This is a genomic window from Photobacterium profundum (assembly GCF_003026285.1).
Taxonomy (GTDB): domain Bacteria; phylum Pseudomonadota; class Gammaproteobacteria; order Enterobacterales; family Vibrionaceae; genus Photobacterium; species Photobacterium profundum.
Genome location: NZ_PYOD01000002.1, coordinates 879,681 through 898,591, shown reverse-complemented (window position 1 = coordinate 898,591; position 18,911 = coordinate 879,681). Strand labels below are relative to the sequence as shown.

The 18,911-nt window shown below is 42.4% G+C and carries 16 protein-coding genes and 1 pseudogene; 13 read left to right on the top strand and 4 right to left on the bottom strand.

All coding sequences use genetic code 11. The annotated features are described in order from the left end of the window. Positions 1 to 66: 66 nt before the first annotated feature. From C9J48_RS08800 to phnE (C9J48_RS08770), 7 genes and pseudogenes are all read left to right on the top strand, one after another. Positions 67 to 1,946: pseudogene (locus C9J48_RS08800) on the top strand (sensor histidine kinase); the annotation flags it as partial. Then, positions 1,943 to 3,298 carry a sigma-54-dependent transcriptional regulator gene (locus C9J48_RS08795; RefSeq protein ID WP_006228573.1) on the top strand — a complete coding sequence of 452 codons (1,356 nt, stop codon included), beginning with the start codon at positions 1,943 to 1,945 and terminating at the stop codon, positions 3,296 to 3,298. The pseudogene C9J48_RS08800 and the gene C9J48_RS08795, both read left to right, overlap by 4 nt. A 232-nt stretch (positions 3,299 to 3,530) precedes the next feature. Continuing rightward, entirely contained in the window at positions 3,531 to 4,745 is a 1,215-nt protein-coding gene (locus C9J48_RS08790; protein WP_006228574.1) for a glycerophosphodiester phosphodiesterase family protein, read from the top strand. Between the two features lie 248 nt (positions 4,746 to 4,993). After that, complete coding sequence (gene phnD, locus C9J48_RS08785) at positions 4,994 to 6,034, top strand: phosphate/phosphite/phosphonate ABC transporter substrate-binding protein (protein ID WP_006228575.1); 1,041 nt, start codon at positions 4,994 to 4,996, stop codon at positions 6,032 to 6,034. Between the two features lie 105 nt (positions 6,035 to 6,139). Further along, the gene (gene phnC, locus C9J48_RS08780) at positions 6,140 to 6,910 is read left to right on the top strand and encodes a phosphonate ABC transporter ATP-binding protein (RefSeq protein ID WP_006228576.1); all 771 of its coding nucleotides are present in this window, start codon (positions 6,140 to 6,142) and stop codon (positions 6,908 to 6,910) included. Continuing rightward, complete coding sequence (gene phnE / locus C9J48_RS08775; RefSeq protein WP_006228577.1) at positions 6,898 to 7,689, top strand: phosphonate ABC transporter, permease protein PhnE; 792 nt, start codon at positions 6,898 to 6,900, stop codon at positions 7,687 to 7,689. The genes phnC and phnE (C9J48_RS08775) overlap by 13 nt, the downstream gene beginning before the upstream one ends. After that, on the top strand, positions 7,689 to 8,492 hold the full coding sequence (phnE, locus tag C9J48_RS08770; protein ID WP_006228578.1) for a phosphonate ABC transporter, permease protein PhnE: 804 nt from the start codon (positions 7,689 to 7,691) through the stop codon (positions 8,490 to 8,492). The genes phnE (C9J48_RS08775) and phnE (C9J48_RS08770) overlap by 1 nt, the downstream gene beginning before the upstream one ends. Positions 8,493 to 8,730: 238 nt before the next feature. Here the strand turns inward: phnE (C9J48_RS08770) and C9J48_RS08765 are convergent, their stop codons facing one another. Then, positions 8,731 to 9,468 carry a right-handed parallel beta-helix repeat-containing protein gene (locus C9J48_RS08765; protein WP_006228579.1) on the bottom strand — a complete coding sequence of 246 codons (738 nt, stop codon included), beginning with the start codon at positions 9,466 to 9,468 and terminating at the stop codon, positions 8,731 to 8,733. A 613-nt stretch (positions 9,469 to 10,081) separates the two neighbouring features. Between C9J48_RS08765 and C9J48_RS08760 the strand changes: the two genes are divergently transcribed. The 6 genes from C9J48_RS08760 (at position 10,082) to C9J48_RS08735 (ending at position 15,614) form a co-directional block, all read left to right on the top strand. After that, positions 10,082 to 10,825, top strand: a complete 744-nt coding sequence (locus tag C9J48_RS08760; RefSeq protein WP_006228581.1) for a sulfite exporter TauE/SafE family protein — start codon at positions 10,082 to 10,084, stop codon at positions 10,823 to 10,825. 61 nt (positions 10,826 to 10,886) lie between these two features. Beyond that, positions 10,887 to 12,128: a four-carbon acid sugar kinase family protein gene (locus C9J48_RS08755; protein ID WP_006228582.1), complete on the top strand. Its 1,242-nt coding sequence runs from the start codon at positions 10,887 to 10,889 to the stop codon at positions 12,126 to 12,128. A 17-nt stretch (positions 12,129 to 12,145) separates the two neighbouring features. After that, entirely contained in the window at positions 12,146 to 12,895 is a 750-nt protein-coding gene (locus C9J48_RS08750) for a DeoR/GlpR family DNA-binding transcription regulator (RefSeq protein WP_006228583.1), read from the top strand. A gap of 264 nt (positions 12,896 to 13,159) precedes the next feature. Beyond that, positions 13,160 to 13,897 carry an AzlC family ABC transporter permease gene (locus C9J48_RS08745; RefSeq protein ID WP_006228585.1) on the top strand — a complete coding sequence of 246 codons (738 nt, stop codon included), beginning with the start codon at positions 13,160 to 13,162 and terminating at the stop codon, positions 13,895 to 13,897. Next, the gene (locus C9J48_RS08740) at positions 13,894 to 14,196 is read left to right on the top strand and encodes an AzlD domain-containing protein (protein ID WP_006228586.1); all 303 of its coding nucleotides are present in this window, start codon (positions 13,894 to 13,896) and stop codon (positions 14,194 to 14,196) included. Before C9J48_RS08745 ends, C9J48_RS08740 begins: the two co-directional genes overlap by 4 nt. Before the next feature lie 128 nt (positions 14,197 to 14,324). Further along, on the top strand, positions 14,325 to 15,614 hold the full coding sequence (locus tag C9J48_RS08735) for a GMC family oxidoreductase N-terminal domain-containing protein (RefSeq protein WP_006228587.1): 1,290 nt from the start codon (positions 14,325 to 14,327) through the stop codon (positions 15,612 to 15,614). A gap of 114 nt (positions 15,615 to 15,728) precedes the next feature. On the opposite strand, the gene C9J48_RS08730 is transcribed toward C9J48_RS08735, so the two are convergent. From C9J48_RS08730 to C9J48_RS08720, 3 genes are read right to left on the bottom strand one after another with little or no spacing between them, the layout of a single operon-like run. Beyond that, complete coding sequence (locus tag C9J48_RS08730; RefSeq protein ID WP_006228588.1) at positions 15,729 to 16,910, bottom strand: M24 family metallopeptidase; 1,182 nt, start codon at positions 16,908 to 16,910, stop codon at positions 15,729 to 15,731. Between the two features lie 48 nt (positions 16,911 to 16,958). Then, positions 16,959 to 18,302, bottom strand: a complete 1,344-nt coding sequence (locus tag C9J48_RS08725) for a TRAP transporter large permease (RefSeq protein ID WP_006228589.1) — start codon at positions 18,300 to 18,302, stop codon at positions 16,959 to 16,961. Then, positions 18,302 to 18,841 carry a TRAP transporter small permease gene (locus tag C9J48_RS08720; RefSeq protein WP_006228590.1) on the bottom strand — a complete coding sequence of 180 codons (540 nt, stop codon included), beginning with the start codon at positions 18,839 to 18,841 and terminating at the stop codon, positions 18,302 to 18,304. Before C9J48_RS08720 ends, C9J48_RS08725 begins: the two co-directional genes overlap by 1 nt. Positions 18,842 to 18,911 lie beyond the last annotated feature (70 nt).

Here is an 18,911-nt window from a genome sequence, read left to right as displayed (position 1 = left end):
AACTTATATTGTGATAACTTCGTTTCTCTGCTTTATAGCAAATAGGTTGTCATGGGAAAAGCTATGTTCAAATGGAAAGGAATTGAACTTCGACTTGTATTGGCGCTCGCAATGCTGTCGATGACAACGTTGTTCCTTTCTGGCATATCATCTTTTACTTTCAACGATTTAAATCAACGTTTAGTCGCCTTAAAAGAGAGTGATATTCCCGCCTTAGAGCAAGCCGCACGATTGAACGATATGGTCCGAATTATCATTACGACCTCTTCTGAGCTCAGTGAGGCAGAATCTAATATCGAACGTGAGCAAGCCATGGAAAAAATTGAACACGCTATCCTTACCATGGATAACATCATGATCCATTTTCCTGAATATCATTCTTATTACAAAGATCTTATTGCACAGGTCAGCAATAGCCTCAGTTTATTGTTTCAGAGTGAAATAGAATCTCAGCATTTTAATCAAGAACTGCGAAATCTACTCGAAGGGTTTTATCCATTATTAAAACAAGCCAGTACTTCCCTCGACCAACTATCAGAAAGCAGCAAAAATAAAATCCAATATGCGCAACTCAAATCTTTGCTGTACTACCAATTGGGGCTAGTCGAAAAACTCTATAACGATTCCAGCTTTAATGAATTAGATTACACCAGCTATCGCCTAGAACAAATCGGAGAGGAATGGTGGAAACTCTGGGCAATCGGTAATCTTAAACAAAATCACCCAACTCTTGATCAACAGCTCACCGTCATCTACAACCTCGCGTCAAGTAGCAGCAGTTTATATGCACTTAAAAACAAAACGCTCGATCATCGCTATCAAGAGCAATACTTCCTACAAAATAGCCGTAAACACCTCAACCAACTGATCGTACAAATAGAAAGTAACACCGCAAAAATGAACCGTAATATCGACACGTCGATCAGCCAAGCACAGCAGTCTTTAATGGATAATCAACGCCTATCTTTACTCCTTTCAATATTCAGTGTGGTCGCAGCGGCTGCGATTTCATGGTTCTACGTACGTAAAAACATTCTGCAACGCTTACTTCATCTAAAAGACAATATGTTTGCTATTTCAACGGGTCATTTAGATACTGAAGTCGCGATTAGAGGCCACGATGAAGTGACTCAAATGGCAAAGTACCTCACCGTATTCCAAACAACCGCCAAGGTGGTTAAGCAAACCAATAGAAAATTAGAAGCCGAGGTTGAGAACGAACATTAGCAGAAGAAAAGCTAAGAATTACCCAAGATGAATTAATCCAAGCAGGTAAATTAGCCGCTTTAGGGCAACTGAGTGTTGGTATTACTCATGAAATCAATCAACCACTTACCGCTGTAAATAGCCATGTTCGTAGTGCACAGCGATGGCTAGAAAAACAGAGAGTCGACAAAGCGTTGATCAATTTACAAAAAATAGATGTGTTATTAGATAAAACAGCAGCCATCACTCGTCACTTAAAAGCATTTTCACGAAAAAGCGATGGAAAGATGGAAGACGTCGAACTTGCTAGCGTGATCCAAGATGCTATCGAATTATTTGAAAGCCGCCGCAATAACATCGTCATTAATTACTCTAACCAAGCGCCTTATTGGGTTCGTGCTAACAGCATTCGGTTAGAACAAGTGTTGGTCAATCTCATTAGCAATGCTATCGATGCTGTCGAACACAATCCGACCCCACAAATAACCATCGCGGTTGGTGAATCATTATCCACGGTTCAAATTATCGTAAAAGACAATGGCGCAGGGATCCCAACTGAAGATATCCCGCATATATTCGATCCATTTTATACCCGAAAAGTATCAGGCAAAGGCTTAGGGTTAGGCTTATCGATTGCCTATAACATCATTAAAGACTTTGGAGGATCGATTCGAGCCGAATCTATCCAACACCAAGGCACAGAATTCATTGTATCTCTACAGCAAGGCACACAATCATGATTTTAGACAAGCACATTGTACTCATCGATGATGAACTCGACGTTGTAGAAGCCGTAAGTGAAATGCTGGAATTAGAAGGCTTTCGGGTCAGTGCCTTCACCGATCCAAATCAGGGCTTGAAGTCACTCACTCCAAATAGTCGTTCAGTTGTATTGTGCGATGTTCGGATGCCCGCGATTGATGGATTAACATTACTGAGTGCCATTCAACACAGAGCACCCAATGTGCCAGTCCTATTAATGAGTGGACATGGTGATATTCCGATGGCGATAGAAGCAATCAAACTAGGTGCTTTCGATTTTCTTGAAAAACCACTCAATGCAGATGAAATAATTAGTAAACTGAACCTCGCATTAACGCACAGTCAACAAACCCAAACAGCCCAATCTTCAACAGATACCACACCTGATATACCTATAGAAGCCGCCATCATTGGCCAATCGAAATCCATTGAGAATATTCGCAAACAAGTATTGGCACTTGCCCATACCGGTGTAGATACCATCATCAATGGTGAAACAGGCACAGGAAAAGAAGTCATTGCTCGTGCGTTACATACCTTTAGCCGCCGCAAAGACAAACCTTTTGTCGCCATCAACTGTGGAGGAATGACAGAGAGCATCATTGAAAGTGAATTATTTGGTCATGAAGCAGGATCATTTACCAGTGCGAATAAAAAGCGTATAGGAAAACTAGAACAAGCCAATGGTGGCACTCTATTTCTTGATGAAATAGAAAGCATGCCTATTGCAGTGCAAATTAAGCTGTTGCGCGTCATTCAAGAGCGTGTAATTGAGCGGGTAGGCGGTAATGTGCTGATCCCTATTGATATGGTTGTTATTGCAGCCAGTAAAGCTGACCTTGCTAGCCTCAGTGAATCGGGGGAATTTCGTGCCGACCTTTTTTATCGCCTCAATATTGCGAGCTTACACCTCCCTTCATTGCAAGAACGTAAAGAAGACATCCAATTGTTATTCCGACATTTTGTTATTCAAGCGAGTCAGAAATATAAAACACGCCCTTCCACTATTTATGCCGAACAAATACAACAACTCTGCCGTCACTCTTGGCCTGGAAATGTCCGTGAATTACGTAATGTTGCAGACCGCTTTGTACTGGGCATTGTCGGAGATGGCTTCGACTTACAAACACCTATCGCTGAGTCTTGTGGCGACGATTTTGCTTTCGAAAAACAGATGGAACAATACGAAAGGAATGTACTGACTGAAGCCCTCATCGAAACATTGGGTAACATCAATGAGGTGTCAACGAAACTCAATTTACCTCGTAAAACCCTCTACCGGAAAATGAAAAAACACCACCTCGATAAAGACAGTTTCAAAACACAATAGGGCTGCATCATTCATTACCATTAACACTCATAAAAACAGAGACACAAATGACCCACAAACTATAAACCAGAACATCAAATTACAATAAGGCCATGTTATTTAACAAATATAATACTTGGCACAATGCGTGCAATTACCCATGTGGTGACGAAATGTCACCCGTTACTGGTTTTATTTACACAACCAGAAAAATGGATAATTTTCGATAATTGCTTATTGCAAGGAGATAAAAATGAAGCAAATACTGAAGGGTTCTATCGCTCTAATACTAGGATTAAGCTCAATCACTGTTTGGGCTCAACCATCCGCTAATTTAGGCCCTCGCCCCTTATATTTGGTCAATAACATGGATGATGGCCCACTCAAAACAAAGTTATTACAATGCAGTGAAGACCCATTTTATCGAAGCAACTTTTCTATTGGTCATCGTGGTGCTGCAATGCAATTTCCAGAGCACACTAAAGAGTCTTATCTCGCTGCCATTGAAATGGGCGCGGGGGTAGTTGAATGTGATGTTACCTTCACGAAAGACAAAGAGCTCGTCTGTCGACACTCACAAAACGATCTACATACCACCACCGATGTACTCGCCCACCCCGATCTCGCGAAAAAATGTACCACTCCGTTTACGCCAGCAAATGCGACAACGGGTGAAGAAGCAAAAGCAGAATGTCGTACCTCTGATTTCACTCTGGCGGAATTTAAGACCTTAAAAGGCAAAATGGATGGTGCAAACCCCAAAGCGACAACCGTCGAAGAATATATGAAAGGTACACCCGCTTGGCGCACCGATCTGTACGTTCAAAACGGAACGCTCATGACTCATGCAGAAAGTGCCGCATTGTTCAAAGCACACGGCGTAAAAGTGACACCAGAATTGAAGTCAGCCGCCGCTGACATGCCATTTAATGGCTTCACTCAAGAGATGTATGCTCAAAAATTGATTGATGAACTCAAAGCTGCAGGCATACCAGCGTCTGACAGCTACGTGCAATCTTTCAATTTGGATGACGTCAAATATTGGATTGAGAAAAACCCAAGTTTTGGTAAACAAGCTGTCTATCTGGATGATCGCGTCTATGAACAAACAGATTTTGTCGCATCAAAAGAAAACATGAAAGCGCTCGCTGAGGCAGGGGTCAACATCATTGCGCCACCACTTTTTGCTTTAGTCGAATTAAACGATAAAAATGAAATGGTTGCTTCTAATTACGCCAAGCTTGCTAAACAAGCTAATTTAGACATTATCGCATGGACTCTTGAACGTTCAGGTCCACTTGCTCAAGGTGGCGGTTGGTATTATCAAAGTGTTAATGAAGGTATCAACAATGATGGCGACATGATGAAAATGCTCGATGTGCTTGCACAAGATATTAAAGTATTAGGTGTATTTAGTGATTGGCCTGCAACTGTTACCTACTATGCAAACTGCATGAATATTAAATAACGTTTTACCTTGGCATATAGGTGCCGTACTTAATTAAAAAAGAGCTTTCGAGCTCTTTTCTTTTACTTATTTTAAGGCAAGACAAAAATGACCCAACCCCCTATTTAATCACTGGACACAAATGACCCAAGCTTCAATCAACAGTAACTGAAATAAATTAAAGCATTGAATTTAAATGAAAATAAAGTTGGCACAAAGCCTGCTATAGATAAAGTGATTCTAACAATACGTAAATAAAAGGTTTGAATATGAAAATCAGTGTTAAAGGACTGTTAATCGCTAGCTCACTACTGATCCCATCAATCACTATGGCAAGTGAGTGCTCTAGTCGTGGTGTACTAGACGATAGATACTGTGATGAAGATAAAGATTTAGTGGCCGATTCACCTAAAGACCCCGAAGAGTGGAGCGATCCAAGTACACTTGTATTTACTTATACACCCGTTGAAGATCCTGCACTCTACAAAGATGCTTTTGCCGACTTCCAAGCACATATAAGTAAAATTACAGGCAAACGCGTTATCTACTACACCGTACACTCAAACTCTGCGCAAGTAGAAGCCATGCGTTCTGGTCGTCTTCATGTGGCGGGTTTCTCAACCGGTCCTACAGGTTATGCGGTAAACCTAGCAGGTTACGTGCCCATTGCAGTTAAAGGGGATGAAAATGGCTTTCAAGGCTATAACCTGATCACCATCGTGCGTAAAGACAGCGGCATTAACTCAATGTCTGATCTCAAAGGTAAAAAAGTCGCTCACACATCAGCGTCTTCAAATTCAGGCAACCTTGCACCACGCGCACTTTTCCCAGCCAAAGGTTTAGTACCCGATGAAGATTACAAAGTGCTGTACTCAGGTAAGCATGACCAATCTATTCTCGGTGTATTCAATGGAGACTACGACGCAGCACCTGTCGCATCTGACGTATACGATCGTATGGTCGATGCTGGTCGAGTTGATGGCTCTGAACTTAAGATAATCTACCGTAGTCCACGCTTTCCAACATCCGCTTTTGGCTACGCGCATAACTTAAAACCAGAGCTGGTTGAAAAAATCCAAGAGGCTTTCTATAGCTACCGTTTCACTCCAGAAATGAGCGCAACCTTCAAAGGTGCTGATCGCTTCGCACCAATCACTTACAAAGAAGAATGGGGTGTCATTCGAGATATCGCCCATGCAACCGGCACGGCATACACAAAAGCAGGTCTAAAACAGCTTGCTGAAAAAGATGCCGCCAAACGTGCAAAGAAAAAAGCTGCCCTGCTAGCAAAACAAGCCAGCAACCAATAGTGATTGGTTAATACCCAGCCATTACCTAAATCTAACCTCTCTATAATTCTATGCCCTCACGGGTAGGGCATAGAACATTCAAATATTCGTACAGGGATAAGTAGCATGACCGTAGCCAGCTGTAACGGAATAAAAATCAACAATCTTTATCATCAATATGTAGCAGGTAAACCAATCCTTAAAGGGATTAATATCGATATCGACCAACCCGGTATCATCGCAATTATCGGCCCTTCAGGAACAGGTAAAAGTACCCTACTTCGCTGTATCAACCGCCTTAATGATCCAACTGAGGGTGAAATACTTTTTGATGGTGAAGATCTCACTAAATTAAAGGGACAAGAGCTTCGTAAACAACGTAGGCATATTGGTATGGTTTTCCAAGAATACAACCTTGTTGAGCGCCTAACTGTTATTGAAAATGTGTTAAGTGGGCGTCTGGGCTACATAAGTGCCTGGAATGCTTGGCGACGAAATTACTCCTCTGAAGATCTCAATAATGCCTTTGAACTCTTAAGTTTTGTTGGACTATCCGATTTCGCCAATCAACGTGCCGATAGCTTGTCAGGCGGTCAAAGGCAACGGGTGGGTATTGCGCGCGCCGTCATGCAAGACCCTTATATTTTACTAGCAGATGAGCCGACATCGTCACTTGACCCTAAAACGGCAGTTGAAATTATGGAGTTAATGGAAACTTTCGCTCAGCAGAAGAACATTCCAGTATTGGTCAATATTCATGACGTGAACTTAGCCAAACGTTTTGCTAAACGCATCATCGGCATGTGTGACGGAAAAGTGCACTACGACGGTAGTCCTGAAGGCATAACAGAAGAAGATTTAAAAGTGATCTATGGAGGCGAATCATGGCTGGACTAACCTCAACACCCAACCAAGAAACCCCGTTTAAAACGTCTTGGGTAAACAGGCTCATTTTTGCAGCCATTATCGGTTATCTATTTTATAGCATGTCGACGTTAGGACTAACGTTAGATCGATTGATTATCGGGTTTGGAGAAAGTGAACGTTTACTTTCTCGTATGTTTCCACCTGATTTTTCACGTACAAGTTTACTGCTAAGCGGTTTAGCTGAAAGTCTACAAATTGCGATCATCTCAAGTTTCTTTGGCATTGTAATTTCACTTTTTCTTGGGCTAATGGCAGCGCGCAATATGATGCCTGCAATTGTATCGATCCCAATTCGTGGCTTTATCGCATTATGTCGATCTTTCCACCCCGTTATCATCGCAATTCTTTTTGTAAAAGCGGTAGGGTTTGGTGCATTAGCCGGCATATTAACTTTGGTATTTGCCTCTATTGGCTTCATTGCTAAGCTGTTTGCAGAAGCTATTGAAGAGATTTCATTTAAACCCGTTGAAGCAATTCGGGCAACAGGTGCCAGTTTCATGTCGGTGATTTTATATGCTGTTATGCCGCAAGTCTTTACCCGTTTCATTGGCTTTGCAAGTTACCAACTCGACTCCAATTTACGCAATTCCACCATGGTTGGCATTGTAGGCGCTGGCGGTTTAGGTGGCACACTATTCTCTGCTTTTCAGCGGTTTGATTATGATTTTGTCGCGGCTATTTTAATCACCATCATTGCACTGATTTTAGTCGGTGAGTTTCTTTCCAATATTGTTAGGAGAATTTTCTAATGACAACGGCACACATCGATAAAGAATGGCAACGCTTCACACCCAGCGAACGCATTGCCCGATTTGCTATTTACCTATGCTTAGTTTCTGCGATTGTTTGGTCTTGGCAAACCGTTGAAGTAATCCCTGAATTCCTTTACGACGCCCCCGTTCAATTTGCCGATATGTTTCAGCGTATGGTGCCATTAGATTTTGCGTTTTATCCTGAATCTATTCACGCAGCCATGATTGAAACGCTGCATATCGCTACACTTGGTACCTTATTTACGCTAATTTTTGCAATTCCGTTAGCGTTACTGAATGCCCCCAATATTACACCGAGTAAAACGCTTAACTGGATTGCTCAATTCTTTTTGGTATCGTCTCGTTCGGTCAACTCTTTGGTTTGGGCTTTACTTTTTATTGCTCTATTTGGTCCTGGCGTGCTAGCCGGCATTATGGCCATTGCCATTCGAAGTATTGGCTTTGTCGGAAAACTATTGGCAGAAGCCATTACCGAAGTAAATATGGGCCCCATTGAAGCATTAAAAGCAACAGGTGCTTCATCGGCAAGTATTTTATTAAAAGGCTATTGGCCTCAGGTAATGCCCGCCTTCTATTCAATTGTACTATTCCGTTGGGATATAAACGTACGTGAGTCTGCGGTATTAGGGCTTGTAGGTGCCGGTGGTGTAGGCGTTATTTTGAATGATGCTCAGAACTTATTTGAATGGCAAAAAGTAGCAATGGTATTAGTCAGCATTTTTGCCGTCGTTATTATTGCTGAAGCTGTGGTAATTCAGATTCGCAATAAACTTATTTAGGGATATTTCACCTCCTCCCTCAAAAAAGAAACGGTTTGTTAGCCGTTTCTATACATTTACGTCAAAACGCATCTACAACGAGAAGATCCCTTCCGTCTATGAAGCATTAAAAATACGTAGCGAAGGATAGGGAAATAAAAATCCGCAGTGTCTCCACTGCGGATTTTAAAAATTGAATACAACAAGCGAGTTAGACAGAAAACCTGAAAATATCAGGGGGAATATTAGAAAGCCTCACTTATTCGATAATAGTACATCCTGTTGGATCACCAATAAGTACGAAATACCTAGCATTTAAGGTGCCACTGCAGTCGGGTGCTTCACCACCGACATCAGTATTATTGCGAATCGTACTGAATTTAACATTAAGGGTTGCCTCAGACTGTAAGATCCCTCCGCCGTCTCCCGCGTTAGCGGTATTACCTTTTATACTGACACCGACTAAAGATATGACATTATCTTCCCCTGTAGATTCGTCAAACATACCGCCACCACTCGTTTCCGCAAAATCACCCTGAATACGACTACCGTAAATAGTTAAGGAACCGTCGTCATTGCCGTCGTGACTTATCCCGCCACCGTGCCCTTCCGTAACCGTGTTATTACTAATTAAGCTATTGCGGATGGTTAAATCGCCACCTGTGCTGAAGTGTTCAATCCCTCCCCTCTCAGAAATGCCCTCGTTACGCGAAACCGTACTCCCTTTAATCGTCGTTGTACTATCAGTACCGCTGAGACGGATGCCCCCGCCACCAAATCTGGTCGTCTTATTATCAGTAAAGTAGCTACTTTTAATGTGTAGAATGCCATCGATTGTTTCGTGAGAAAGGCCGCCTCCCCATTTACCTTCGTTGGCTGTAATCACACATTGTTTGATAGTTAAGCGCGTTCCGCTCCCACCACTGGCAAGAATCCCCCCACCAGCATAATCCTCCCCCACATCTCCGAGTCTAACCGTCACACCTGATAGCAGCACATCACCAGAGATACCTTCGCTGTTTCTTTTAATATGGAAAACTCGGTCAACTGAAACGTCAGTTGCTATCTCACCTGCCTGGATGATTGTCTGATAAGCACCAGTACCAATAATTTAAATATTGTCAGAAGAATAGATATCCAGATCACCAGTGACGTTATCATCTTCACCAGCAACACCTTGTAATGTATACGTCATAGTGGGTACGAGCAGCCTATAAATTATCTCTGCCCCTGATCCTTTTTGTTTTACTATACAGTCATTACCAGAGTCTACCCCCTCATTAGCCAAGGGCATAAAATTCGACAATTAATATAGTTAGTGAACCAAGTGAAATTATGGTCACTTCTCCCATTCTATTTGCTCATTTCTCTCTTATTCTGAAATTATTTTGCGCATATACAATTTCAACGCCACCTAACGTGCATATATTAATGTTGAATAATGCTGTTATTTAGTGCTGCGCATCACGAAATATTGACTTACACGCATTTAAATAGAGACCTCAATCAACCCACTATCTATCTGCTCAACTCTAGCTTGTATGATCAACTATTTATTCCGTCTGATTAATTACCATAACCATAAATGATAATTAACAACGGAGGCTAACATGACGCCACTTATCATTGCTCTAGCAGCAGGAACATTATTTATTGGTAGTTTTGTACAAGGTATGGTTGGGTTCGGACTTGGTATGGTGTCTGTTCCAATCCTATCACTATTCTTAGACGTGAAGATGGCGATCCCGATTGCCACCGTATTTGGCTGGTTAATTACTATTCCTGTATGCCTTAAAATGCGACAACACATTAACTTTAAACTGGCGTTTCTTCTGTATATCCCAGCAATTGTTGGCATCCAATTCGGCGGCGAATTGCTTAAGAACGTTGAATCAGCCTACATCTTGTTGGCTATGGGTATCATCTTAATATTTGTTGGCGGATCAACGCTTATTAACCGCCCTATTCGCGTTAAGGATAATATCTTTTCTGCGGCTATTTGTGGTTTGCTATCAGGTGTATTAGGGGCAGGTGCTGGTGAATCTGGTCCTCCAATTGTTACTTACATGAACTGCCTGAAGGTTAGTGCCGAGAAAATCAAGGCAACAACTAACTTTTACTTCTTCTTAGCCATGCTAACTGTAATCTTTAAATTATTCAGCAACGGTGTAATCACTGAAGATGTAGGCACAATCACCGCATGGTCAATACCAACAATGTTAGGCGGTGGCTTAATCGGTATGCGCTTATTTGATTACGTCCAACGTAAAGAGTTTGATGTTAAAAAAATCATGAACTTCACCATCTTAGTTCTCGGTATTATCATTACGTGCAAAAGTATTTCCCACTTTTAAGTCACACAAATATCAGATGACGTGGAAGTTTTTCACGTCATGTTAATTAGAGGTATGTAGTATGGATTCATTCGTTGTTATTGCAGATGATTTTACTGGGGCAAATGACACTGGTATGCAGTTTTATAATCAAGGATGTAGCGTCGCTGTGTCATTAATAAATGAGGCTGGAGAGTTCGATTGCGATATCGTCGTATACAATACTGACAGCCGTAGTATGTCCCAAGAAGATGCGAAGACTGAAATATTCAAAGTCATCGATCATTGCTCCATCACTAAAGACACATTTATCTACAAAAAGATTGATGCCACGTTCCGAGGTAATATCGGTTCAGAAATAGAGGCACTGATTGACTCGACTCATTTCAGCTTCGCTATATTGTGTAATGCACTACCGAGTAAGCACCGCACGATAGAAGATGGAAAATGTATGTATCGCGGTCAAGGCGTCACTAAAAGTGAGTTCGCAACCGACCCAAAAACACCTGTAATCAGTGATAGCATCACTGAAATAATTGCCAGCCAATCATCCATCAACGTATATTCGATCTGTAAATACGATTTACGAGATTCAATCAAAGCGGCAGAAAAAGACCCAAGCACTAACGTTGTCTTCGTTGTAGATACAAAAACTAATGACGATTTGGCATACATTGGCCAAACCATCGCAGAAGTTATGGACGGCGGAATTCTAATCGGCTCGTCTGGTCTTGCATCTCACTTGCCGCCCTCTGTTTACAAACAAGACTTCATCAAACCTAGCTTGGTGATCGCAGGAACGATGAGCCCAGTAACAATTAACCAAACTAAAGTCGCCGTAGAGAATGATGCTGCCATTGTATACTTTGTAGATATCCACTCAATCATGAAAGACCAAGATTATTTGGATAAATGTTTAGCTGGTATCATTCCTATTCTGGATGATGGGCGTAACTGCATTATCCAATCAGCTAAGTCAGAGCAAGACCGCTTCGATGTAGATGCAAACTGTAAGCTTTATGGGCTAACACGTGCTGATTTTGGTAGTTTCATTTCTGGATTCTTAGGTAACTTAGCATCGGCCATCACTCATCGTGTTAATCTATCCGGTATTTTATTTACAGGTGGCGACATCGCAATATCATGCGCAGCGTCTCTTGGGAGTAAGAGCTATACAATTAAAGGAGAAATATTGCCTTGTATCCCTGTCGGATACTTGGACGGTATCGAAAGAACGCTTATAGCAACTAAGGCCGGTAGTCATGGCGACGATGACGCTTTAGTTAAAGTCATTGAGTTCTTCCGAAAAGAGTCTAATCGTTAATACCTGCTGGAAGTTATATGCCATCACATAACCAAACACTGAAACATCAAGAGTCAATACATTGCCTTCTTAATGAGCGTTCTTCGCTTAGTATTCAAGAGATCAGTGAAATGCTTCATGTATCTTCCAGCACTGTTCGCCGCAATGTAGCCGCGATGGTGACCATGTATCCAAATATAAAAAGAACACACGGAGGCGTTTCAATTAACGCCTTTGTTAGTAATAGAAACCAACGTAGCGACCTTGTATCACCAAGTTTAATCGCCAGAGCGGCTCATAAGGTTAAGAACGGGCAGACTATTTACCTAGATAGTGGCAAAACAGCATTGTCACTGGCAAAAGTTTTATGCCACATGAACATCAATATAATCACTATCGATATGAATATTGCCTTCTTCTTAAAGGATTATAACCAGTGCCAAACGACACTTATCGGCGGAGTTGTATCGAACAATTGCGAATTCACTACAGGGAATGTTGCATTAAATCAATTAGAGCATTATATATTTGATATCGCATTTATCTCGACTAATTGCTTTGACTTGGTCCATGGAGTGACTGCACCGCATGCAATCAATGCAAAGACTAAGCAGCTAGTAATGAATAACACAAATGAAAATTATCTGATTGCAGAAGGCAGCAAGTTTAATAAATTTTCATTTTATCCTGTCGCTGATTTAATTGATTTTGAAGGTGTAATTACCGACCATTCTATCCCAAAGAAAACCATTGATATGCTGGTTAGTAATGGCGTACTCATTGTTTAATAAGATTTCAGCATCTCACGCGAGGTGCCCCCCAGAAAATTCACCGTCAAATAGAGAATGACAACACATTCACCTGCGCCTTTAAAACCACAGCGACGCCCTACTTCATCCCCCATCGCAATAGCACACCTATATTTCTGAATTATTTCACGCTGTTCACCAATAAATATCGCACAATGAAAGCGCAATAATGTACAAGTTAATTCGATTTGATGAACATAAAGTGAAGCGTATAGAAATACGTAATGAATTATAAGAGGGAATATGGACACGTCTCATAACGATATAGAAATAACGAATTCAGAATTAACGAACCAAGAAAAACGAGCATTATTCAGACAAGGTGCCATCGCCGTTACCCCTTTGTGCATTGCAGTGATCCCGTGGGGATTATTAGCGGGATCATTTGCGATCGAGATTGGTCTCGACCCTTTTGCAAGCCAAGCATTATCAGCCATTGTTTTTGCGGGTTCTGCCCAACTTGTCGCCACCGGTTTACTCAAAGTGGGGGCAGGATTAGGGACTATTTTACTGACAACGCTATTCATTACTTCTCGTCATTTATTATATAGCGTGACAATGCGCGACAAGATAAGCCCTTTACCTCTGCGTTGGCGGTTAGGCCTCGGCTTTTTATTAACCGATGAATTGTTTGCATTGTGTGGACACCAATCGAAAAAAGAATTCAATCGTTGGTATGCCCTTGGCACTGGTCTGTGGTTTTACATTTGCTGGAATATTGCCACCTTCGCAGGCATTGTTGCCGGAAAGTTCATACCCAACCTTGATACGATCGGGTTAGATTTCGCTGTCGCGGCCACATTTATTGCCATTGTCATACCTACAATCAAGAAATTATCAGTTTTGGTCACCGTATTCGTCGCGATGACTCTTTCAGTAATACTGCAATATTTTGACGTTGATGGTGGGTTAATGATCGCCAGCTTAATCGCCATGTTCTGTGGTTATTCAATCGATAGCATCAAAAGGAATGACGCATGATTTGGTTAACGATTGCCGCGATGGCATTGCTTGTATTCGCCAGTCGCTATGTATTCTTAGAGCCAAAGCTGCCTTTGCGGCTCACTGCGCAAACTCAAAAATTATTAAGCTATTCCAGCCCTGCGGTATTAACGGCTATTTGGGCACCGATTGTTTTTTTACCCGAAGGCGAATTGATGCTTTCGTACAAGAACCCTTATTTAATCGCAGCTTTATTTGCCATATTACTGGCATGGCGCACCAAAAATGTATTGCTCACAGCCGTACTAAGCATGGCGTTATTTTTTATCATTTCATAACAATAAGCTGGCCGTTTAGGTTGTTATGTTCTTCAACTGACTGATGTCCGTATATTTAAAAGTGCACCTACCGTATAGTGGCGCTAATTTTATACCCCAGTCACCTCATCATTCTAGGTACCAGAGCCATGTATAAAAACACACACAGCACTTATGACACCATTGTTGTAGGTAGTGGTCCTGGTGGTGCAACCGTCGCCAACGAGTTAGCACTAAAAGGACAACGTATTCTTATTCTTGAGTGGGGAGACAATGAACCACTCAAAGGCTCTTTCATCCAAATGGCTAAGATGGCGGCTATTCCAGGCAAAGGGGCTTTTGTTAACTCAGATTTATCTTTGCTCATTAGGGGTATTACTGCAGGTGGTAGTTCAGCAATAAATTATGCCACCGCCATGAAACCACCCGTCGAGATGTTTCAGCGTTATGGTATCGATTTAACGGCAGAAATAGCTGACGTTGAAAGTACCCTTCCCCTTTCAATATTACCTGATGAACTTATCGGCCCGATGGCACAGAGAATTGCTTCTGCCGCTCAACAGCTTGGTCTCGACTGGAATAAACTCGATAAATTCATTGATATAAACAAATGCCGTTCTGCTTGCCACCTGTGTTCATACGGTTGCCCCTATGATGCAAAATGGAATGCACGTATGTTCCTCGATACTGCGGTACAACAAGGTAGTATGCTGCTAACACATGCAAAAGTACTGAAGGTTATTACCAAAGAACATCGAGCAATCGGTGTCCAATTCAAACACCACGGCAAAATTGAATCTGCCTTTGCTAGCAACATCATTTTAGCAGCGGGAGGAATAGGTTCCGCCCAGATATTACAAGCAAGCGGAGTGCACAATGCAGGGCAGCATTTCTTTATGGATCCCGTTATTGCGGTGATGGGAAAAGTACCAGAATCCTACCCCGATGGGGAACTCCCAATGGCGGCGGGATTACACCTTCCTCAAGAAGGTTTGATGCTTTCAGACTTAAGCTTACCTAAACCTTTTTTCCACTTATTCACGGCACAAGTTGGTAAATTTCAGCACTTATTATCCCCTAACAATACCCTATCCATTATGGTGAAAGCGAAAGATGAATTAAGCGGTAATATCGGGGCTAAATGGGTCAATAAAACATTGAGTAGTGATGACAAAAAAAGGCTCAATACAGGTGCTGATATTGCAGAAAATATTTTACACCAAGCGGGTGCGACCAGCCTGTATCGCACTCATCATTTTGCGGCCCATCAAGGTGGTAGCGCTAAAATTGGCGAAGTAGTCGATGCCAATTTACAGTCTGACATTCAAGGGCTATACGTCTGTGATGCCTCTGTCATTCCAGAAGCGTGGGGGCTACCGCCAACGTATACGTTAATTTGTTTAGCTAAACGATTAGCGAAGTATTTAGACAGAAAATAAATGGCGAATATCGGGAATATAGCAACAACTAAAACAGGTAAGAAAAAAACGACCGTATAATGTCGGTCGTTCTGATTGATGGATGAATAATAAATTTAATACAACAAGGCAGATTTACTGAATAATGGGCATCTGTTGCCACGCTCTATCGTGTAACATTTCACAACCTGATTCGGTGATAGCAATGTTTTCTTCGTGCACCATCATACGATGAGGCGCAAAAGCCATTCCCGGCTCTAAGGTTAAAATCATGCCCGGCTTTAGCTCGACATCACCATTGGGTACGTTTGACGGCCACTCAGTCAGTTGCATGCCCAAACCATGTCCCATCCGACCAACGTCATTACCTAATGCGCCTGCTTCTTCAAGTACCGACCACATCGCCTGCCAAACTTCACCTGTTGTTCTACCCGGTGCGGCAATGTTCAGGCCTGCTTCTGTCGAGGCATAAACAGCCTCATACGCATCTACGGTATCGGGAGTAACATGGCCAAAGCCGTAATTACGGTCAAAGTCGCTGAAATAACCATCGAAATTAGCACCAGTATCAATGATCAGCACATCTCCTTCGTTCAACACCCGATCGGTTGGCCCCATAATAATATTGTCATAACCACCTTGGCCTGATGCTGAAATTAAATATGGGCACGCATCTGCCCCTAATCGCAACATTTCTAAGTGCATCGCTTTACACGCTTCACGCTCTGTCATGCCTATCGCAAGATGATGCCGCAAATAGTCGAACCCGGCCGCCGTCACTTGGCAAGCAAAGCGAATTTTTTCAATTTCAGCTGCGGATTTAATGCTACGAATATTACGCACAATCAAAGAGACATCGACCATGTCATGCTGGCTAAGCCGGTGTTGCAATGCTGTAAAGTTCGCTGCAGGCATCCGCAAGTGAGTTTCAGGACCAAGCATGGCCCCCAATCGACGAGAACGCGTGCTGGCTTCGGCTAGCGTTGCCGCCAATAGCGTAATGCCATCATCTTCAGGTCGTGGGGATGGCCAACTGCGCACATCATCAATCCACGTTTGTTCAAAGCCTGCGACACCAATTTCTGGCACCACAGCAATCGGCTTCCCGACCGAGGGGACGACCAAAAACCACGGCCGAGTTGGGCTCTCCCAAAACTGCGATTTAAAGCCACTGAAATAGCGAAATTCAGGCTCAGTGGTAAAAAATACCGCATCAATCTTCTGATCATGCATATATTGCTGTAATTGGCTAGTGCGTTGCTCAAACTCAGCAAATTCGAATCCTCGCGCGGGGGAAACCAAAGGCAGTGTACTCATTACATTCATCCTTTATTGAGTGAGTATCAGATAAATCATCAGACCTAATTAGTTAAACAGCACATCACGTGGCAGTAAGGCGATGCCCGGAAAGAAAATCAACAATGCCGACATAAAGAGTAAAATCAAAAAGAACGGTAGAGTGCCGCGAATCACTTCCATGTAAGGCTTTTCAAATATCGCAATAGCAGTAAAGATGTCACAACCAAAAGGCGGTGTGGCTGAACCAATAGCCATTTGCAACGTCACCATAACCCCAACCAAAATTGGATCTAGTCCTGCTGCATTGACCACAGGCATAAAGATTGGTGTCAAAATCAACAACACCACCAGCGAATCCACAAACATACAGCCAACAAAGAAAGCCAAAGCAATCACAAACAGAATGTATTCTTGTGACGCATTTTCAAGATCTAACGGTGCTAGCAATTCTTGCGGGATTTGTTCGAACGAGATGTACCACGAAAAAGCTTGACCGATACCCACCAACACGAAGACCACGGCAGTGATCAGTCCCGTACTTAACGCGGCATCACAGATGTCTTTCACGCCTAACTTGCGATAGAAAATACATTCCACAATGATGGCGTACAATACTGCAAACGAGGCTGCTTCAGTCGGTGTCACAATGCCCGAATAGATACCGCCAATAATCAGCGTAGGAAAGCCCAACGGTAGGATCGCTTTTTTGATGGCAAGTATTTTTTCTGCGGTGTTGGTTTTCTCTACCAAGGTCAAACTATCACTGTGCTTCACGCTGTATGCATAACTGTATAGTGAGAATAAACCTGCTAGCACCAAGCCAGGTCCTATACCGGCAATGAACAATTCGCCGACACTGGCATTGGCCAAAGTACCATAAAGAATCAAACCAATACTGGGTGGAATCAAAAACGCAATGTCACTAGCATTGATGATCAGAGCCATCACAAAGCTGTCTTTATAGCCCGCTTGAAGTAGCTTCGGGCGCATAATTTGCCCAACAGATACCACCGTTGCTTGCGTCGAGCCAGATACCGAGCCAAACAAGGTACAACTGATGCACGTTGTAATCGGCAGACCACCACGAAGGTGACCAACGAATGCTTGAATCAGCCCTAATAGATTCAGTGCTGTATGCCCTCGCGTCATGATATCGGCAGCAAGGATGAACATAGGTACGGCAATCAAGGCATTCGGTGAAATACCCGTTACCATTTGTTGAATAATGACTTCAGGATCGACTTGTGAAAAGTGAATTAACCCGATCAACGCACCGACCGCCAACGGTACAATCATTGGAAAGCTTAGAAAAAGTAACACCACCATCACGGCCACTAGCGTAAACGTAATAACGTAAATATCGGGCTCACCGGCGATAATGTCTGAGAAAAACTGCGCAACTTCGCTCATTACAACTCACCTACTTTGTCGTTTTTATTTTCAATCACATCAAAAGACAGATAGATCTCTTTATGAAGGAGATTCATGATGAAGCTCATCCCGTATTGCAAACCTGCTATCGCAAAACCAACAGGAATAATCGCGTAAATCCAGTAAACCGGTAACTGCAATGCAGGGCTCAGTCGATTGAGGTTTTTCAACTCTGCAACATATAAAAAGGCTTGGTAGGCAAGATAAAACATTAGTAATGAGGTAAACAGTGCAATAACAGTAGTAAGGCATTTTTGAGTACGCAAACTGAGTGAATCGTACACGGCAGTCATACGAATATTACGGCCTTTTCTAACAGCATAGGCGAAACCGATAAATGTCACAGCCACAATCAAAAATTGATTAAGTTCTTCAGAAAAGAAAATGCTTTTATTGAAGGCATAACGACCAATCGCATTAGCCGTCGAATTCACCATCATGGCGAGAATTGCGGTCATGATCAAAAAGCGCTCTATCTTCTCGGTCACCACACTGATTTTATGTAATAAGTTTTTCATAACAAGCTGAGCTCCATACAACGGTCAGCGACATCTTTTCCATGAATACTTTGTCAGTTACGAACACTGT